General features: G+C 63.6%; 12 protein-coding genes and 2 pseudogenes. 9 read left to right on the top strand and 5 right to left on the bottom strand.

Translation table 11 applies throughout. From position 1 onward, the window contains the following. Window positions 1-120 (top strand): annotated as a pseudogene (locus FV220_RS18380) (IS5/IS1182 family transposase); the annotation flags it as partial. Window positions 121-204: 84 nt separating this feature from the next. Here FV220_RS18380 and FV220_RS18375 read toward each other — a convergent pair. Together FV220_RS18375 and FV220_RS18370 are read right to left on the bottom strand one after the other, a co-directional pair. Then, window positions 205-753, bottom strand: a complete 549-nt coding sequence (locus FV220_RS18375; RefSeq protein WP_308444983.1) for a DCC1-like thiol-disulfide oxidoreductase family protein — start codon at window positions 751-753, stop codon at window positions 205-207. Window positions 754-824: 71 nt separating this feature from the next. Then, complete coding sequence (locus FV220_RS18370; protein ID WP_026176088.1) at window positions 825-2123, bottom strand: L,D-transpeptidase family protein; 1299 nt, start codon at window positions 2121-2123, stop codon at window positions 825-827. Window positions 2124-2416: 293 nt separating this feature from the next. On the opposite strand from FV220_RS18370, the gene FV220_RS18365 reads away from it, so the two are divergent. From FV220_RS18365 to FV220_RS18355, 3 genes are all read left to right on the top strand, one after another. Continuing rightward, window positions 2417-2758, top strand: a complete 342-nt coding sequence (locus FV220_RS18365; protein ID WP_238253819.1) for a hypothetical protein — start codon at window positions 2417-2419, stop codon at window positions 2756-2758. Window positions 2759-2800: 42 nt separating this feature from the next. Further along, entirely contained in the window at window positions 2801-3802 is a 1002-nt protein-coding gene (locus FV220_RS18360) for a DUF1775 domain-containing protein (protein WP_147832811.1), read from the top strand. 136 nt (window positions 3803-3938) lie between these two features. After that, window positions 3939-6026 carry a TonB-dependent receptor gene (locus tag FV220_RS18355; RefSeq protein WP_147832810.1) on the top strand — a complete coding sequence of 696 codons (2088 nt, stop codon included), beginning with the start codon at window positions 3939-3941 and terminating at the stop codon, window positions 6024-6026. A 180-nt stretch (window positions 6027-6206) separates the two neighbouring features. On the opposite strand, the gene FV220_RS18350 is transcribed toward FV220_RS18355, so the two are convergent. Next, window positions 6207-8627 carry a penicillin-binding protein 1A gene (locus FV220_RS18350; protein ID WP_056145706.1) on the bottom strand — a complete coding sequence of 807 codons (2421 nt, stop codon included), beginning with the start codon at window positions 8625-8627 and terminating at the stop codon, window positions 6207-6209. Window positions 8628-8800: 173 nt separating this feature from the next. Further along, window positions 8801-10075 carry an N-acetylmuramoyl-L-alanine amidase gene (locus FV220_RS18345; protein ID WP_056145701.1) on the bottom strand — a complete coding sequence of 425 codons (1275 nt, stop codon included), beginning with the start codon at window positions 10073-10075 and terminating at the stop codon, window positions 8801-8803. A 770-nt stretch (window positions 10076-10845) separates the two neighbouring features. Between FV220_RS18345 and FV220_RS18340 the strand changes: the two genes are divergently transcribed. Both FV220_RS18340 and FV220_RS18335 read left to right on the top strand, forming a co-directional pair. Continuing rightward, window positions 10846-13851 (top strand): ribonuclease E/G, encoded by a 3006-nt coding sequence (locus FV220_RS18340; RefSeq protein ID WP_147832809.1) that lies wholly within the window; start codon window positions 10846-10848, stop codon window positions 13849-13851. A 474-nt stretch (window positions 13852-14325) separates the two neighbouring features. After that, window positions 14326-15300, top strand: coding sequence for a TorF family putative porin (locus FV220_RS18335; protein WP_147832808.1), 975 nt, complete (start codon window positions 14326-14328; stop codon window positions 15298-15300). A gap of 73 nt (window positions 15301-15373) precedes the next feature. On the opposite strand, the gene FV220_RS18330 is transcribed toward FV220_RS18335, so the two are convergent. Continuing rightward, entirely contained in the window at window positions 15374-16564 is a 1191-nt protein-coding gene (locus FV220_RS18330; protein ID WP_147832807.1) for an aminotransferase class I/II-fold pyridoxal phosphate-dependent enzyme, read from the bottom strand. 185 nt (window positions 16565-16749) lie between these two features. Between FV220_RS18330 and FV220_RS18325 the strand changes: the two genes are divergently transcribed. The 3 genes and pseudogenes from FV220_RS18325 to FV220_RS18315 form a co-directional block, all read left to right on the top strand. Then, the gene (locus FV220_RS18325; protein ID WP_056145693.1) at window positions 16750-17559 is read left to right on the top strand and encodes a DsbA family protein; all 810 of its coding nucleotides are present in this window, start codon (window positions 16750-16752) and stop codon (window positions 17557-17559) included. A gap of 112 nt (window positions 17560-17671) precedes the next feature. Continuing rightward, entirely contained in the window at window positions 17672-18169 is a 498-nt protein-coding gene (aroQ, locus tag FV220_RS18320) for a type II 3-dehydroquinate dehydratase (RefSeq protein WP_147832806.1), read from the top strand. 20 nt (window positions 18170-18189) lie between these two features. After that, a pseudogene (locus FV220_RS18315) lies at window positions 18190-18399 on the top strand (acetyl-CoA carboxylase biotin carboxyl carrier protein); the annotation flags it as partial.

The following is an 18399-nucleotide window of genomic DNA, read 5'->3' as shown; positions in this document are numbered from 1 at the left end:
TGGTTCAACCGATTCCGTCGATTGCCCGTCCGCTACGAGCGACGCAGCGACATCTACGAGGCCTTCACGAGCCTCGCGGCCAGCCTCATCACCCTCAACCAGATCAAACGGTTCTGTTAGGCGCTCTAAGTGTCGAGTGTGGAAGCAACCGCGCCGGCTCCTAGCAAGGGGGGATTGGGCGCTGGCCGAGCCAGTGCCGGTCATTCAGGCCAGGAAGCGATCCGCGTCGGTAGGGGCAGGCCTATGACAGACGTCTTTCCGCCCGAATAGCACGAAGCGGCTGTTGGCTATGAGATCGTACAATGCCGTCTGCCCGCGCGTCGGAATGAGCCGCAGCGTCGCAGCCAAGGACCAGGGGAAGCCGAGACTGCTGGCAATCCGTATCGATCCCTCCAGCTTGAACCAAGCCCGCCCTTCGCCCAGCAGGATGTTCGTCTCCAATCGATCCGTATCGAGGCCGTAATGTGCGTAGAGCGCCCGTCCCAGTGCCGACTGCGCCGACAGGAACCGGAATCGTTTGGCGTGATCACGCTGCATGACGAACCGGATCCAGCCGACGCAGAGCGCACAATGCCCGTCGAAAATAATGATCGGACGGTCATCCGCGAATGATGGGACGGCCGGGTCGGTTCTGTAGCTGAAGGGATCTCGTTTCGACGGCATCCGCGCCATCCTTGTGGCGGCCGAAATCACGCTGTACGCGGCAGGAGCCGAAGAACGCCTCGCAAAGCTCGGATGATCGGTTTGCTCCATCCACAACGACTCGGGCGAGACCCGGTGCCGGATCTCGCCCATATTCAGGCTGCGATTGTCGCGCCGAGAAATCAGTTTTCCTCGTCGCCCGGCTCGAAGCTCGGCACCTGCTCGGCGCTGGCCACAGGGGTCGGGGCCGAGAGGGTCGAAGGAACGTTCACACCGTCGCGCTTATAGATATCGTCGCGGAACTGCACCGAGCCGTCCGGCGTCGCCCAAGCGGTGATGTAGGTCCAGTAAACCGGCACGGGGGTGCTGAGGGTTGCGTCGACGCGCTTGCCGCTCTCGATGGCCTGCTCGACCTGGTCGCGGCCCCAGCCGGGCGTGTCCTTGAGCAGCCAGGTGATGTACTCGCGCACGTTCTGAACGCGGACGCAGCCCGAGGAAATGAAGCGAAAGTCGTCGCCGTACACGCCCTTGGAGTTCGTATCGTGCATGAACACGCCGTGGGGGTTCGGGATGTTGATGCGCACGATCCCCATCGAGTTGAAGTCGGCGCCCGAATCCTGACGATAGCGGTAGCGCGTGCCCTCGTCCGAATTCCAGTTCACCGAGGCCGGCGAGATCTCGGTCTCACCGGTGAAGATGCGGATCTTGTTCTCGGTGAGGTAGTTCGGGTCCTTCTGCATCTTGGGGATGAGGTCCTTCTTCACGATGGAAGCCGGAACCGTCCAGAAGGGGTTGAAATTGATCTGCGTCGCCTTGGTGTTCATGATCGGCGATTGACGATCGATCTTGCCGACACCGGCGGCGTGCAGGGTCACGACCTGGCCGTTCTCCACCGTCTGGACCAGGGCGGCGGGAATGTTCGTGATGACGAAGCGGTTGCCGAGATTGCCCGAATACGAGCGCAGGCGGACGGCATTCACCTCGAGCTGCTTCAGGCGAATGTCGGCCGACACGTTCATGGCCTGCTGGGTGGCCGGGCTCATGGAGCCGGTCTGGCTCAAGCCATGTCGGGCCTGGAACCGCTTTACGCCGGCTGCCACATAGGAATCGTACACGTTCGATCCGCCGGAGGCGGAGTCGAGGTCTCCCGTCACCGTGAGACGCTGGCGCAGAGCCGCCACTGCCGGTCCCTTGCTGCCGATGCGTAGCCGGTCGGCGCCGGAGACCGGTCTCCAGCCGCCGCGCGCCACGATGTCCTTGTAGCGCTCGACCATCTGTTCCGTGGCCGCAATCGTCTGCGGCGACAGGATCGGCGTCGAGGAACGCTGCACCTGCATAGCCGAGGGTGCAGCGTAATCCTGCGCCCACTCGGCCTGGGCGAAACCGGCCTGCTCCCGTGCCGAGGCGGTTTGGGCGAAGGCGGCGACACCGGCAAGGAGTACGAGACCCAATGAGCGGATGGGGTAAGCCTGTTTCAGCATCGGACGGAAACTCTGATCTGACCTGTGAAGCGGCACGAGGCCGTCGGGGCATGGCCGTGATTGAGAACGGCCACCGAAAGTCCTGTGCCGCGAACGTGTCGGGGCACGGTTAAGAAGTCATGCGGTCCGGGCTAGAATGTGGCGCCGTCAGATTAAATCTCGGCTTGTCCTGTACTGCAGCGCACATGCAACATCACGGCGCCACGCCTCGTCGACGGTATGGCGGGATTATGTCCGTTAGGGTAAGCGCTGGAGGTATGATGTCGGGAGATTCAGCGGCGGGCGGCGGGCGCGTGATCACGGCGGTGATCGCGCTCTATGCGTTCGTGCTGCAGGTCTTCCTTGCGACTCTGATGCCACTCCCCGCGGCTGGTCATGCCGATCCGATCTGTTCTGGCCTGATGGATGGCGATCTCGCCGCGCAGCAGCCAGACGGTTCGTCCCACGTCGGCCACAAGCTTTGCTGCACGTCGGCAGTCGCAACCGTTTCAGCTGATCAACCGGTGCTCGCGTCCAGCGCGATCGTCTGGCCGGCCACATCCGTCATCCATCTGATCTGGCGCGACGTAGCCGACCTCGGTGCACGCGGGCCACCGGGTTCTATCCCCCATCCGCGAGGTCCACCCGCCGCCTGAAGCGATTCGATACCTCGATTCCTTCAGACACGGACATTCATCATGAAACGGATCTTGTGGTCGGAGCTTGCCGCGGCGCTCCTCGTCACCCTCCCTACCGGCGCTGCCTTCTCTCACGCCACGATGGAGCGGAAGGAGGCAAGCGCGAACGCGAGCTATCGCGGCGTGCTCCAAGTCACCCATGGGTGCAACGGCGAACCGACCAATCGGGTGAGCGTCACGATTCCTGAGGGTGTCATCGGCGCTAAGCCGATGCCGAAGCCGGGCTGGAGTGTGACAACGGAAAGAGGACCCTACGCCAAGCCCTATCCCTATTATCACGGCGACATTTCCAATGGGGTGAAGACCATCACCTGGAGTGGTGGCCAATTGCCGGACGATCAGGTCGACGAGTTCACCTTCCTTGCCCGCATCTCCGATGCGTTCGCACCCGGCGAGACCGTGTACTTCCCGGTCGAGCAGGATTGCACGAATGGCAATCATCGCTGGAGAGACATCCCCGCGCCGGGGCAGGACGCCCATGCGCTGAAATCCCCCGCACCGGGCGTCACCATCGTCGCGGCTCAGGCCCTGGCACCGTCGCGCGCGGCGTCATCCTCCTCGGGCCAGAACAAGGCCGGCGACCTCACCATCGATACGCCGTGGATGCGCGCCACGCCCGGCGGCGCCACCGTCGCTGGTGGATATGTCCGAATCAGTAATACCGGCAAACTGGCGGATAAGTTGATCTCCGCTTCCATCCCCATCGCTGCATCCGGGTCGATCCATTCCATGACGATGGATGGCGGGGTGATGAAGATGGCCGTGGTGGAAGGCGGACTCGTGCTGAAGCCCGGCGAGACCGTGGAGTTAAAGCCCGGCAGCTATCACCTGATGTTCGAGGGGCTGAAGGCATCGCCAAAAGTAGGCGAACCGATCTCGGGGAACTTGGTGTTCGAGCGCGCGGGGACCGTACCGGTCACCTTCGCCGTCGCGCCCATTGGCGCCAGGGCACCGAACGCGCCTGCAGCAAGCGAACCGGCGGCCGGACAACACCAGCACTGAGCGTCCGATTCCGGACCGGCTTCGCGCTTTGGCGGTTTCGCCAATCGCGCGCACTCCCTTTCTCTTTCAGGACCCGCCGCTCCTCTGCCTCGATGGGGCGGAGTGTTTCATGGCGCGGGATCCGGAGCTCCCTGCCATGCCGTCGTCACGTCTTCCGGGGGCGTTCGCGCTCATCCTCCTCTCCTCCACATCCGCCTTCGCTCAGGGCGTGGCGAATGCAGAACTGCCCGAGCTTAGCGTTCAAGGGACAACGCCCGGTTCACTCACCGTGCCGAGTGTTGCCGCACAGCGGGCTGCGGTGAACGCTACTGTCGGTTCGGTGGCTTTCGTCGATGCCAAGGACTTCCAGAATCGCTACGCCAATACCCTACGCGACGTCCTGAAGGACACGCCCGGCGTGTTCGTGCAGCAGCGCTACGGTCAGGAAATGCGCCTGTCGGTGCGCGGCTCGGGCATTTCGCGCGGCTTCCATCTGCGTGGATTGGAACTGCTGCAGGATGGAATCCCGGTGAACTCGGCGGACGGCAGCGGTGACTTCTACCAGATTGATCCGCTCGCTCTGCGCTCTGTCGAAGTCTATAAGGGTGGCAACGCGCTCACCTTCGGTGCGACGACCCTGGGCGGCGCAATCAACTTTATCACGCCCACTGCCCAGACGGCCTTCGCGCCAAACATCCTGCGCGTCGATGGCGGCAGCTTTGGCACTATCCGAGAGCACTTCCAGTTCTCGCGGATCTCCGGCCCAGTCGATTTCCTCATCAGTGGCACGCTGACCAATTCCGATGGTTTTCGCGACCACGAAACCCAGCGGACCCAGAATTTCAACGCCAATGTCGGCTACCGGCTCGCACCCGGTGTCGAGACGCGGTTCTACGTCGGCATCTACCTCACCGATCAGAAGCTGCCCGGAACGCTCAGACTCTGGGACGCGCTTAACAACCCGACCATGGCCAATCCGAGCGCCATTTCGGGCAACCAGTCGCGCAAAGTCGAGACGGAGCGGGTGGCCAATCGCACGTCGTTCGCCCTCGATGTGGGCAAGCTCGATATCGACACCTGGGCGATCCACAAATCGCTCTATCACCCGATCTTCCAGGTCATCGACCAAGACGGCTGGACCTACGGCATCTCCCCGCATTGGGCCGGCACCTTCGACATCGGCGGATACCGCAACGACACGATCCTCGGCCTTCGTGCCTTCGCCGGTCAGAACTCGGCGCTGCAGTTCCAAAACGTCGCCGGACAGCGCGGAGCGCAGACTCTGAACGCGCTTCAGAGCTCATCGAACTACGAGGCCTATGGCGAGAACCGGTTCTGGTTCCTGCCGGATGTCGCCTTGATGACCGGGGCGAAGGCGTTCTCCTCGAACCGGACCTATAGCGATAAGGGCGGCTTCGGCCCAAACCCGGCGGTGAAATTCGACAACCGGACCTATCAGGGGATCAACCCGAAGCTCGGACTGATCTGGCAGCCGCTGCCCGACATCCAAGTTTTCGCGGACATCACCCGCTCCCGCGACGTGCCGGACTTCACTGACCTGACACAGACGATTGGGACGACGACGCAATTCGTGCCGCTTCAGGCCCAGCGGGCCTGGACCTACGAGGCTGGCACACGTGGCCGCCTTGACCGCCTCGCATGGGACGTGACGCTCTATCGCTCGGAAGTCCGGGACGAGCTCATCAACTTTTCTGTCGATCCGGGTCGCAACATCCCTGCGGCGACTTTCAATTCGCCGCGCACGATCCACCAGGGCGTCGAGGCGGCCGTTTCCCTCGACATCATCCGTGACCTCACCGGGGTCGGCGACCGAGTCTCGGCGTCGCAGGTCTGGACGCATAACGATTTCCGGTTCGTCGGCGATCCGGTCTTTGGCGACAATCAAATCGCCGGCATCCCTCAAGACGTGCTGCGCAGCGTCGTCACCTATACCCACCCGAGCGGCTTTCACCTCAGCCCTTCGGTGGATTGGGTGCCGCGAGGCGCCTTCTCGGATCATGCCAACACCCTGCAGGTGCCTGGCTACACCCTGATCAACGTCCAAACCGGCATCGACTTCTCGAATGGGGTGTCGCTGTTCCTCGACGCCCGCAATCTCGCCGATACACGTTACGTCTCTGACGTGGCGGTGGTGAACAACGCAGTGACGATGGGCGGCAATCCGACCGCCTTCTACCCTGGCGTCGGTCGCAGCTTCTTCGGGGGCGTGCGAGCTTCCTTTTGAGGGGGGCGTTCCCATCACCCGGCAAAACCGCCTGATCGGATGGGGCGCAAGGCCGGACCGAGACGGGTTCTCACTTCCTCGTTGCCGGCTCCATGAACGCTTCGGCTTCCTGCGGCTTTTGAGGCATCGAGCGCAGGCAGCGCCCGATGACCTGGGATGGGATCCCCGCGGAGCTCGCTCTCAGTACAATCCACCAGCCTGCGCCGCACGGTCGGCGTCCGCCGGTACGGCGGCGGGAGCGGCCGGCGCCGCGACGTAGGCGTCGGGCGGGGCGGTGCCCGGCTTGAACGCCTCGAGAATCGTACCGGAGCCTTCGCCGGAGCCGGCGCGCATGCCGGAGGCGACGTTGACGCGGATCAGCTTGATGCCGGGCGGCACACGGAACGGTGTCGGCGGCTTGTCCTTGAGGGCCTGTTTCAGGAAGTCGAGGGCCACAGGCGCCGCGAGACCGCCACCGGTGGCGCGGTCGCCGAGCGAGCGCGGCTTGTCGAAGCCGATATAGACCCCGACCGCGAGGTCCGGCGAGAAGCCGACGAACCACGCGTCCTTGGCATCGTTCGTCGTGCCGGTCTTGCCGGCGAGCGGCTTGCCGATCTGCTTCAGCAATGTCGCGGTGCCGCGCTGGACGACGCCCTCCATGATCGAGACCATCTGGTAGGCAGTGAGTGGATCGAGGACCTGCTCCGAATCATCCACCAGCTTCGGCTCGTCCTGGCCGGACCACTTCTCAGCGTCGCAGCCGAGACACTTGCGGTTGTCGTGCTTGTAGATGGTTTCGCCGACACGATCCTGGATGCGGTCGATGAGGGTCGGGCGAATACGGCGGCCGCCATTGGCCAGCATGGAATAGGCGGTGACCATGCGCATGACGGTCGTTTCGCCCGCCCCGAGCGACATCGGCAGGACGGGGAGCATATCGTCGTAGACACCGAAGCGGCGGGCGTATTCGGCGATGAGCGGCATGCCGACATCCTTGGCCAGCCGCACGGTCATCAGATTCTTCGAATGCTCGATCCCGTAGCGGAGCGTATGCGGGCCGCCCGCCTTGCCGTCGTAGTTCGACGGAGACCACGCTTCCTGGCCGGGACCGGCCTCAATGGTGATCGGCGAGTCCTGTACGATCGAAGACGGCGTGTAACCGTTGTCGAGGGCGGCCGAGTAGACGATCGGCTTGAATGACGAGCCCGGCTGACGCTGGGCCTGCGTCGCACGGTTGAACTGACTCTCGTCATAGGAGAATCCCCCGACCATGGCGTGGACGCGTCCGGTATAGGGATCCATGGCGACGATGGCGCCGGAGACCTCCGGACGCTGGCGCAGCCGGTACTGTCCGCGCCCCCCGTCGATGGCCTCGACATAGATGACATCGCCGGCATTGAGCGCTGCCGATGGCGAGCGTCCGGTCCAGCGGGTGCCGTCGGCGGCGATAGTGCCGGTCTCACGCTCCTTCGAGACTTGGCCGGATGCCTCGCGGCGGGGCTGCAAGCCGATCTGAGCCACGCCTCCCGTCGTGCTCAGGACGACGGCGAGGCGCCAAGGCTGGACGTCGCCGAGGCCCGGCACTTCGGCCACGGCGAGACCCCAATCGCGGCCGACGAGATCGACTTTCGCCTGAGCTCCCCGCCATCCGTGAGATTGATCGTAACGGATCAGGCCATCCACGAGCGCCTTGCGCGCCCAGGCCTGCATCTTCGGATCGAGGGTGGCGCGCACGGAGAGCCCACCCTCATAGAGCTTCTTTTCGCCGTAGCGTTCCGTGATCTCGCGGCGAACCTCTTCCGTGAAGTAGTTGGCATTGGCGGCGTTGGCGAAGGCGACGCGCGGGTTGACGCCGAGCGGCATCTTACGCGCGGCTTCTCCTTCTTCCTTCGTGATGTAGCCGTTCACGGCCATCAGACCGATGATCTCGTTGCGGCGGTCGAGGGCCTTCTGAGTCTGACGATAGGGATGATAATTGTTGGGGCCCTTCGGCAGCGCAGCCAGATAGGCAGCCTCGTTGATCGTCAGCTCGTGGACGGACTTGCCGAAATAATCGAGCGCGGCAGCGGCGACCCCGTGCAGGTTGCGGCCGGGCACGATGGTGCCGAGGAATATCTCGTTGAGGTAGAGCTCGAGGATCTTGTCCTTGGAGTAGGCCGACTCGATCCGCAGGGCGATCAATGCCTCCTTGATCTTCCGGTCGAAGGTCTGCTCGTTGGTGAGCAGGAAGTTTTTCGCCACCTGCTGGGTGATGGTCGAGGCGCCCTGCTTCTTGCCACTCTTGGCGTTGGTCAAGATCGCCCGCACGACCCCCTCGGGGTCGATGCCGCCATGCTTGTAGAAGTTCTTGTCCTCGGCCGAGAGGAAGGCGGCCACGACGATCTTCGGCATCGCCTGGATCGGCAGGTAGAGCCGGCGCTCGTTGGCATATTCTGCGAGCAGGCTGCCATCCGCCGCGTGGACACGGCTCATCACCGGCGGCTCATAATTCGCGAGGGCGGCGTGATCGGGCAGATCCTGACTGTAGGTGTAATAGAAATACGCGCCGGCTGCCGACAGCAGCACGAACAACATCGCCCCGATGCTGAACAGGAAGCCGAAGAAACGAAGGATGAAGCGCATCCGGGTCCCGTCCGTCGATGATCTGCCGCTGCCGGTCCGGCCGAGAGGCGAGGATGACCGAGACCTCGATCGTCCCGGAAAGGCAAGAGTGACGCGACGACCCGCGATCGTTCGGAAGGCGAGAGAGGCCTATTCCGAGCCGGGGCGCCGTGAGCCCCGGTTTCACACCGTATCTATGGTGAAACTGGGGCGATTGCCGCAGAGCGGCGCGGCGGCACCGGCCGTGTCAGGGACGTTCGGTTGGCGAAAAACGCGTCGATGGCCTTCGCCATCCCGCCTGTGACATCGGCGCGCCAGGCTTCGGACTGCAGCAGGTCGAGGTCGCGCTTGCTCGACAGGTAGCCGAGCTCCACCAGCACTGACGGCACGTCCGGCGAACGCAGGACCACGAAACCCGCTTCACGATGCGGTTTGTTGCTCAGCTCCATGACGGGGCTGAGATAGGACATAAGACCCTTGGCGAAGCCCGACGAGAAGGTGCGCGTCTCGCGCAAAGTGAGTTCCTGGAGGATGTCGGCGATGTGGCCGGGACCTTGGCCGGAATCTGTGCCGGCGGTCGAATCCGCCTTGTTCTCACGCTCTGCGAGCTTGGCCGATTCGGCGTCCGTGGCCTTTTCGGAGCCGGTATAGATCGTCGCGCCGCGCACTTGCGGGGCCGACGAGATGGAATCAGCATGGATCGAGACGAAGAGATCGGCGCTGGCCTCGCGGGCGATTCGCACGCGCTCGGCCAGAGGAACGAACACGTCGCGATCACGTGTCATCCGCACCCTGTAGCGGCCGGACGCTTCGAGCTTGCCGACGAGGGCCTGGGCGAACCCAAACACGATGTCCTTTTCGAAGATGCCCGAGGCAGCGATGGCGCCTGGATCGATGCCGCCATGCCCGGCATCGATCATGATCAACGGCCGGGAATCACTCGGTTCTGCCATGGCTTCCTTGCGGGCCGGAGGCGACGGGTCGTTCGCCACAGCGGCGCGACGGAAGGTGTCGCGGTCGGCCCGCTGGAACTCTATCGAGAGGAGGATGGCGCCGTCTCGCATGCGCGTCGTCGTTTCGATGCGCCCGACTGTGGCCGGCTGAGCAAGGTCGACGACGATGCGCGAGCGACCCGGAGCGAACAGGCCGTATCGGAAGGAAGAGACCAACCCTTCGCGGCGTCGTCCGGTGTCAGGTGCGAGTTGAAAGTTCACTTCCGTAAGATCGATGACGACCCGGTCGGGCCGCTCCATGACAAAGGTGCGCGCCTCGATCGATTTCGACAATGTGAGGGTCAGCTTGGTCGATCCGCCCGCACCGGTGGAGAGGTCCGCCGCGATGGCGACGGCCGATTGTTGCCCGGATACTGTCGGATTCGTCCGGATGTCGTCCTGGGCCACGACCGGAACGGCCATCGCGAGGGCGGATAGGACAATTGCGTGGCGCAGCAGGCGAGCGAGAGGCGGCATCGATCCGGCAGTCGTTGTCCTGAAACCAGGGGGCCGTTGGAACCAACAGACTTCCGGAACCGAGGGGCCTTGGGAAGCGCGAGTGTTCGATAAGGGATACGGCCGGGATGGTTAACCGTTCCTCTCCGGCCGGATGGCGAAGCAGCCTGGATGTTGCTGTGGGGCGACAGGACCGAACCGGATGCCCGCCTGGGCGCCAAGGCGTCAAAGTTGTGGCGGCATGCTCTTGCTGCTTGCCAAGCGCCCGCGACGATCTGTAATGGTACTGTCCCTCCCCGGGTGTCGTGCGGTCTCATTCGCGGCCCGCGAGAGCGTCCTGGCCAGTCGCCGTGTCGCCTCGCAGTCGGCTCTCCGCGTCAAGTCCGTCGGCGTTTTTGAATTCGGGTGGGTACCGGTGCATGCGGCGATCGTTTCGCCAAGTCGCCGTTCTGGAAATCAGCGGCCGGCATTTGTACGGTCTCAAAGTCTTCGTGAGGTCAGGGAGCGGATGGACGGACGCACAGCATCGGTTGCCGTTGCTCGTGTTCAAAGCGTACGCGTTTCGCGTGGCGCCGGTTCGCCGTCGGCCCTGGCCATGTTCAACCCCACGCGCGCCGATCACCGGCGCCTAGCGGCGGTTGACGGCAATCCCTTCCCCAAAGCCCCCCTGGCCCGCATCGTCGGGCCTGGGCGTGCGCTCCCCCCGACGCCCGATGGGCCGGAATCGGGCAGCGCTTCGCCGGGACAGTTCGGCTGCAGAAGGACGACGTCGATCGCCATGAAAGTCCGTCATGGCCAACAACAACAAGATGCTCATCGATGCGATGCACCCGGAGGAAACCCGGGTCGTCACGGTCCACGGGTCTAGGGTCGAGGAGTTCGACTTCGAGGCGGCCAATCGGCGTCAGCTTCGTGGCAACATCTACCTTGCCAAAGTGACGCGCGTGGAGCCTTCGCTCCAAGCAGCCTTCATCGAGTATGGCGGCAACCGCCACGGTTTCCTCGCCTTCAGCGAGATTCATCCCGACTATTATCAGATCCCCCTCGCCGATCGTCAGGTGTTGCTGGAAGACGAGGCGCGGGACGCCGAGGAGCACCGCGAACGCGAGGAGCGCAAGCCGCGCCGCCGTTCGCGTGGGCGCCGTGCAGAGGCTGCATCCGCCAAGACCAGCGAGACAGTGAGTGCCGAAGACGTTTCGGAGACCGTCGAGGTAGGTCTTGCAGAGGAGCAGTCGGGTCAGGCCTCGGCACCGCCAAGCAACGAATCCGGTGAGCATCCCATCGTATCAAAGACCGCCGGCGAGCTCGACGGCGACGTGAGCGTGAATGACGAGGCCGCCCCTGCGGATGTCGTCCCGTCCGAGGCCATCGGCATCGAGCCCGGCTCGGATGAATCGTCCGATCTGCCGCCCGCTTCCCTCGAAGGCGAAGTCTCCGCACCGGTAAAGGCGACCTCATCTGCGCTCGAAGAAGCGGCGCCGGCCCAAGTGGACGTGGCGGAACCAGTCGCCGAGGGGCATCCCGATGCCCCCGTTCTCGAAGACGAAACCGACGAGGACGAAGAGACCGACGAAGATGAATCGGACGAGGACGACGATTCGGACGACGAGGAGGACGAATCCGACGACGAGGATTCGGACGACGAGCATGATGGTGAGGATGGCGAGCACAAGATCGCCCAGGTCGGCGGTAACGGCGACGCTCTGGCCGAGATCCCCGAGCGCCCCCGTACCTATCGCCGCCACTACAAGATTCAGGAGGTGATCAAGCGCCGCCAGATCATCCTGGTACAGGTCGTCAAGGAGGAGCGTGGCACCAAGGGCGCGGCACTGACCACGTATCTGTCGCTGGCTGGCCGCTACTCGGTGCTGATGCCCAATACCGGCCGTGGCGGCGGCATCTCGCGTAAGATCACCTCGGCGGCCGACCGCAAGCGCCTCAAGGAAGTCGCCCAGGATCTTGAGGTTCCGGAAGGCATGGGCGTGATCTTGCGCACTGCCGGTGCGTCCCGGACCAAGCCGGAGATCAAGCGCGACTTCGAATATCTCATGCGCCTCTGGGAAAGCGTGCGTGAGTTGACGCTGTCCTCCTCTGCGCCGGCCCTGGTCTACGAGGAAGGTTCGCTCATCAAGCGCGCCATCCGCGACCTCTACAACAAGGATATCGACGACATCCTTGTGGCGGGCGACGAGGCGTACCGCGAGGCCCGCGACTTCATGCGCATGCTGATGCCGGGCCAGTCCAAAGTGGTGCAGCCCTATCGCGACCCGACGCCGATCTTCGCGCGCCACGGTGTCGAGCAACAGCTCGACGCGATGTTCTCGACGCATGTGACGCTGAAGTCAGGCGGCTACCTCGTCATCAACCCGACGGAAGCCCTGGTTTCCATCGACGTCAATTCGGGCCGCTCGACCCGCGAGCACGACATTGAGGACACGGCACTCCGCACCAATCTGGAGGCGGCCGAAGAGGTCGCACGCCAGCTCCGCCTGCGCGATCTGGCCGGTCTCGTCGTGATCGACTTCATCGACATGGAAGAGAAGCGCAACAACCGGGCGGTCGAGAAGAAGCTCAACGATTGCCTGAAAAACGATCGCGCACGCATTCAGGTCGGCCGCATCTCGCCCTTCGGTCTGCTCGAAATGAGCCGCCAGCGCATCCGCACCGGCATGCTGGAGAGCTCGTCGCTCCCCTGCGTCCATTGCGGTGGCTCGGGATATGTTCGCGCCACCGCCTCGGTGGCCCTTCAGATCCTGCGCGCCATCGAGGAGTCGCTTCTCAAGAGCACGACCCACAATCTCATCCTTCGCACCCGCACGGAGGCGGCGCTCTACATCCTGAACCAGAAGCGTGCGCATCTGCGCGAACTGGAAATCCGCTTTGGCGTCACCGTGACCATTGCCGCGGACGAGCGGCTGGCCGCGACATCGGCGTTCCAGCTCGATCGAGGTGAGTTGGCGATCCGGAGCGAGGGTCCCGTGACCGGGGTCCGCGCCGTGGCGATCTCGCCTCAGCTCGATGCCGACGACGATATCGACGGCGACGATGAGGAAGAGGCCATCCTCGAGGCTGAGGCCGAACCGGTCGAGCCGGAAGCACCGCGCGAGAAGTCGAGCGAAGGCACTGGTGAAGGCCGATCGGGCGGTCGCCGTCGGCGGCGGCGGCGGCGTGGTGGTCGCCACGAGACCGGCGAATCGTCGGGGGATCACGCGACCGGCGAAGACGAGCAGTCCGGCGACGACGAGATCGACAGCGAGAGCCGGGACAACGACGATCAAACTGGCGAAGATTCGGATGGACGGGTTGGAGAGAATGACGGCGATGAGCTCGTCGTAGCGGATGTCCGGGACGGCGAGGCAACACCTCGGTCCGACTCGTCCGACGACGAGGGGGCCGGTCGCCGTCGTCGTCGTGGACGCCGAGGCGGACGCGGTCGTGACCGCACAGAAGGTCGCCCGCGCGAGAATGGCGAAGAGCAGCAGGCCGTGTCGGCCTCCTTCGAAGAGGTTGCTCAGGTTTCGACCGGCCTGCCTCAGGAGGCGTCGGAAACGGCACCCGCACCCGTTTCGGTAGACCTCCCGGTCGCTGAAGAGCCTTCGATACCTGCCGCTGAGGCGGCAGCTCCGGAGGTGTTGGTCAGCGATACGGTGGATTCGGACATTGCCGCGACGGAGCCGGTTCCGACTGCAACTCCGGCCCCCGAGCCGGTAGCAGTCGTGCTAACGCCAATCGATCCGGATCGTCCGAAGCGCGCCGGATGGTGGTCGCGGACCAAGGCCGCGCTCACGGGCGATTAGTCCAACTCCCGATAACGCCTATCCCAACGTTCGAGCGGGCCGCATCCAGACAGGATGCGGCCCGTTTCGTTTGTCGCTTCGAGGTCAGTGGGCGAGGCAACGACCTTTGACGGATCGAGAGACCGCGTCCGCGGGCAGATTTCCATGGCCGAATGATAACTGTTGTGCATTGTCATTATAAATATTGTTCTGACTGCCTTCAGTAAGTACAAAAACCAATTTCTAAAATAATAATATGTGATTGATTGGGAATTTTTCAGCAAAGCAATTTTTTCCGAAGCCGTGATCGCTTACGGTCGAGCAGGATTTGAAGACAAAGTATACGACGTCGGAAAGGACGGTTGTTATCCTGCTGTCTTCGCCGTCGAGAGACGGCCGGAGTGTTTTCAAGTCGGCCTGGAAGCCTGAGGAATCTCTTTGCAAGAGGGTTTGTGTCGTCACAACCTTTCTGGCCATCAATAAAAGGATCGCGCCATGCGCCGTTTGTACACATCATTGCTGGCGTTCGGTACACTTGCGGGCGTTGCTCTTTCACCGGCGATTGCTGCCGATCTGTCCGTTCCCAAAGCCATGCCGGTCGAGGCGAAGGCCGCCGACCCACTCATCGGCTTCTCTTTCGTCTCGCGCTATCAGACGGACTATAACTTCCGCGGCGTGTCGCAATCGAACCTGCAGGGAAGCTATCAGACGTTTTTCGAAGCCCAGTTCCTGTACAACTTCGCCTATGCGGGGTTCGCCACCTATCAGACCCGCCTTCCGACCCGGCCGGACATGGAGTTCAATTTGATCGCCGGTATTCGCCCGACCTTCGGAAAGTTCGCCTTCGATCTCGGCGTCCTGTACTATTTTTATCCCAACGAGCAGCAGGTCATCCTGCCGGGCGGCACGGCGTTTTCGACGAAGAACTCGGACTTCTACGAAGCCGCCGGTAAGATGCTCTACACCGCGACAGATTCGCTGACGCTGGGCACGAACGTGTTCTTTTCACCGAATTTCTTCGGTACGCACGCGATCAGTACCTATGCGTCCGGAACGGCCGCTTACACATTGCCGGCATCGCTGTTCCCGTTCCTGCCGGAGTCTTATGCGGGCGGGTTCTCGCTGTTGTCCGAGCTCGGCTACTTCTTTCTTGGCGCCGCAAAGAACTCGGCTACCGGATTCAATGCGGATATCGGGCGGTTCACTTCATTCAACCTGCCGAGCTACCTCTATGGGAACGTCGGCCTGTCCTACACCTACAAGAACATCGTTCTCGACGTACGCTACCATGATACCGATCTGACCAAGGCCGAGTGCGCCGCCTTCAGTGGTGACTTCCGCCAGGTGACCAATGGCGGAATTTCGAAATGGTGCGGCGATGCGGTGATCGGTTCGATCACCTTCCAGACATCCACGGCGGCACCGGGCATCTATGCCGAGCCGGGCGGGTTCCTGAACCTGTTCCGCTAAGCGCGGAGCCGAGCGACTAGAACGGAGGACCCCGGAGCGATCCGGGGCCATTTTTCTGTCGATGGGCGAGACATCACCCAAGCCACGACTTCAGGCGCCGCACGGCTTCCACGCAATCCCCTTCGGATCCCGCGAAGGAGAACCGCACATGGTGGCCTCCCTCGGCAGCGTCGAAATCGAGCCCAGGGGTCGCGGCTACCCCCGCCTGTTCCAGCATCCGGCGGCAGAAGGATGATGCGTCGTCGGTGAGGCCTGCGACATCAGCGTAGAGATAGAAGGCACCATCGGCCGGATGTGTCCGCCCCAGGCCGAGGGAGGGAAAAGCGTCGAGCAGCAACGCCCGGTTCGCGGCGTAGCCGAGGCGGATCGTCTCTGCCTCTTCCGTCGCGTCGAAAGCCGCCAGTGCGGCGACCTGCGAGAGGTAGGGGGCCGAGATGTAGAGGTTCTGCGCCAAACGCTCGACGGGCCTGACCAGCCAGGGCGGGACAACCATCCAGCCGATGCGCCAGCCGGTCATGCAAAAGGTCTTCGAGAACGAATTGATGACGATGGCGTTGGGATCGAATTTCAGCGCGGTCTCGGCGGGAATTCCGTAGCTGAGTCCGTGATAGATTTCGTCGGAGATGAAGGGCAGCCCAAGATCTCGAGCCGTGGCACAGAGCTCCGCGAGACGGGCAGGCTCGATGACCGTGCCCGACGGATTGGCCGGGCTCATCACCAGTATCCCGGAGAGGGCCTCGCGGCGATGGAGGGCGCGCAAAGCCTCGCTGGTCGGAGCGAAGCGGTCGTCCTCCCGCAGGATCATGGGTGCGGGAACGAGGTCCAATGCGTGGAGTATGCTGCGATAGGCGGGATAGCCTGGCTGTGGCACCGCTATGCGCGCTCCGGCATCGAACAGGCTGAGAAAAGCCAGCACGAAGCCGGCCGAGGAGCCGGTGGTGACGACGATCCGGTCGGGGGCCACAGCGACGCCGTAGGTGTCGCGATAGGACCGGGCGATGCGCTCGCGGAGAGCCGGGATTCCGCAGGCATCGGTATATGGCAGCCTGCCGGTTTCCAGAGCGCGTTGCGCGGCCTCGATCACGCGGCGCGGCGCAGGAGCAGAGGGTTGCCCAATTTCCATATGGATCACGCCGTCGCCCTGTTTGTCGCGGATCGCGGCGGCCGCCATGATGTCCATGGCAAGGAAGGGCGCCACGCGACTCGCGCGGAGAGAGGTTTTGGCGGAAATGCTGATGTCAGGGCGATCGTCGGCTGATGTCATGGCGCTGGTTTACTCTCCTGCGCCCTCCCCTTCCAGGCCACCGATCCGTTCCGCGCCTACCGCGCGGGAGCTGGCGGGGCGGGCGAACAATTGACCCGCCGCCGCGAAAACGCCTAACCCGGTGGCTAACGACCGGTTGTCCCGCGCCTGACCACGGCCGACGGGACGCGACCCCGCGAGGATCAATGCGCCTGCTTCGCCACCTTCTTTCGTCCGTTGCCCTCGTCGGCGCGCTCGCCTCCGGCGTTTCGAGCGCTGTCGCGCAGGCCCCGGCTCCCGCGCAAACGGCCCCGACCGCGGCTGCGGCCTTCACTGATGTGCAGCGCCAGGCGATTGAGGCGATCATCAAGGATTACCTCGTCAAGAATCCCGATGTCCTGCAGGAGGCCATCGCCGAGGGTGAGCGGCGCCAGCAGGAAACACAGAAGCTGGCACAATCCGCCGCGCTGAAGGAGTCCCGTGAGGCTCTGGTCAACTCACCTCACGGCGTCGTGGTCGGCAACCCGACCGGCGACGTCACTCTTGTGGAGTTCTTCGACTATAATTGTGGTTATTGCCGCAAGGCACTCGCCGACATCCAGACGCTGGTGAAAGGCGATCCCAAGCTGCGCGTGGTTCTGAAGGATTTCCCCGTCCTCGGCGCGGAATCTCTCGAAGCCAGCAAGATTTCGCTGGCGGCGAAGCAGCAGCTCAAGGGTGACAAGCTGTTCGAGTTCCACGTCAAGCTGCTGGAGAGCAAGGGCCGGGTCAACGGCGAGCGTGCGATCGCCTTGGCCAAGGATATGGGTCTCGATATCGCCAAGCTGCAGAAGGATGCACAGGGAGCGGAGGTGAAGGCAGCGCTGGCGGAGAATGTCGGCCTCGGTGACAAGCTCGGCCTTTCCGGTACGCCCGCTTTTATCATCGGCGATGAGATCATTCCCGGCGCTGTCGGCGTCGACCCGATCCGCAAGACCATCGGTGACATCCGCCAGTGCGGCCACGCGAGTTGCTGAAGGCTTATGCTCCTCGGCGATTGTTCCGGCCTGCGCCTGTCGCTATCCGGAACGATCGTCTACGACCACTGCCCCGACCGCTTGGCGCAGCCGGCGCTTCGAACGCGATATCATGATCCCGATCCACGTCCTTCATGGACCAAACCTGAACCTTCTCGGTCGCCGTGAGCCCGGCATCTACGGGACCGCGACGCTCGATGACATCGAGCGTGACCTTCGTGCGCGCGCGGACACTCTCGGCGTAGCGCTGACCGTGCGTCAGACCAATCACGAGGGCGAACTGGTCGGTTTCGTGCAGGATGCGGGCCTTGCCGGCGCCGGCGTGCTCATCAACGCCGCTGCCTATACCCATACATCCGTCGCCTTGCGCGATGCTATTGCCGGTAGCGGCGCGATTGCGGTCGAAGTGCATCTCTCGAACGTGCATGCGCGGGAAGCCTTCCGGCATGTCTCGCTCATTGCCCCGGTCTGTGCCGGAGTTATCTGCGGTTTCGGTCCGCACAGTTACGGTCTGGGCCTGGAAGCCCTGGTGCGGCTGCTCCAGTCCCGTCTGCTCTCTCTCCCCTCGCTCTTGTCCGACGCTTCGTCGGACGCCAACTCTCAAGACTGACCGGAATGGCCAAGGTGCCGATGCCTAAGAACGAACCTTTCGATCCCGAGCTCGTTCGCGAACTCGCCAAACTCGTGACCGAGACGGATCTGACCGAAATCGAAGTGGAAAAGGGTGACCTGCGTATCCGCGTGGTCCGCCGGATTGAGCCCGTGCATGTCCAAGTTGCGGCACCCGCACCTGCCGTGGCGGCGGCCGCCCCCGCTGCGGCGGCACTGCCCGTGCCGGGC

This window comes from Methylobacterium sp. WL19, from assembly GCF_008040005.1.
Lineage (GTDB): Bacteria > Pseudomonadota > Alphaproteobacteria > Rhizobiales > Beijerinckiaceae > Methylobacterium > Methylobacterium bullatum.
The sequence above is the reverse complement of the archived record's forward strand: the minus strand, read 5'-3'. Positions and strand labels throughout refer to the sequence as shown.